Source organism: Mangrovicoccus sp. HB161399 (assembly GCF_013184745.1).
Classification (GTDB): Bacteria; Pseudomonadota; Alphaproteobacteria; order Rhodobacterales; family Rhodobacteraceae; genus Mangrovicoccus.
The window spans coordinates 1-1140 of record NZ_JAATVU010000250.1 but is presented as its reverse complement, the minus strand read 5'-3'; the positions used below and the strand labels follow the sequence as shown (position 1 = coordinate 1140).

The 1140-nt window shown below is 68.8% G+C and carries 1 protein-coding gene and 1 pseudogene; both read right to left on the bottom strand.

From position 1 onward, the window contains the following. A partial coding sequence (locus HCC78_RS32675) for a hypothetical protein (RefSeq protein WP_172332837.1) occupies positions 1–192 on the bottom strand: 192 nt, incomplete at its 3' end. Further along, positions 185–1140, bottom strand: a pseudogene (locus tag HCC78_RS32670) (hypothetical protein); the annotation flags it as partial. The gene HCC78_RS32675 and the pseudogene HCC78_RS32670, both read right to left, overlap by 8 nt.

The following is a 1140-nucleotide window of genomic DNA, read 5'->3' as shown; positions in this document are numbered from 1 at the left end:
CTCCGGCACAACGCTTTCGGCCGTCAGCTTGCCGTTTTCGTCCAGCCCCATGACCTCGGCGGCCCGCGTGTCCAGATAGCGGATCACGACGTCTGAGGCGGCTTGCACCAGGTGGTGCAGGTCGAAATCGTGGTCGTCGCCCTCGATCTTGAGGATCAGCTTGACCTCTTCCACCGGGCACAGTTCAGGCATTTGCCGACCCCGCATCCTTGCCGTCGCGGCCGTCCTTTCCGCGCTTGTTCGCCAGCTGCCAGCCGGGGCCGCCATCAGGCCTGCCGTCCGGGCTGTCCTGCATAGCGATCCAGATCCCGCCGCCATAGGTCACGGCGTCGCCTTTAAGGTAGCCGTCAGCTGACTTGTAAACGCCGCGGTAGAGGATCCCGGGAATGAGCGCGCGCTTGACGATTCCGCCGCGGCTGAACTTCGCCCATAGGCGCCCATCTGCGTCTGGCTCGAACTCCAGATCCTCGAACCCGAGCCCGTCACGACCATCAGCGCCACGATCACCGTCCTTGCCGACCACGATTCCGAGCTCGTGCAGGGTGCCGTTCGACAGCGTGACGACCAGCGCGCCCTTCCGGTCGATCATGGCCCCGGCCAGGCTGACGCCATCGGCACCGTCGGCACCGGGCGCACCATCGGCTCCGTCGCGGCCCGGCGCGCCGTCCTTGCCGTCCTGCGGCACGGGCAGCGCCGCCAGGTACTCGTCCACCCGCTTTCCGATCACCGGCAGCACGTCGTCGGCGGTCACGCTGGCGCCGTCAGCACCAGGCGCACCATCCACGCCGTCGCGGCCCGGCGCGCCGTCCTTGCCGTCCTGCGGCAGCGGCACTGCAGCCAGGAACTCGTCCACCTGCTTCTGCAGGTCGGGCAGCACGTCGCCGAGCGTGACGCTTGCGCCATCGGCGCCGTCGCGCCCTGGCGCGCCGTCCTGCGGCGCGGGCATCGCGGCGATGGCCTTTTCAAGATCGGCGATGCGTGCCGCCTGCGCCTCGATCAGCTGCTGCAGCGGGGCCGTGGCGCGCTGCACGATGGCAGCCAGTTCCACCCCGAAGGCCTTTGCGTCGATCATGGGGCCCCCATAGCCTTGTTCATTTCGAGAAGTGCCTCGGCGAAGACCGCGCTCTCGCGCATGGCGCG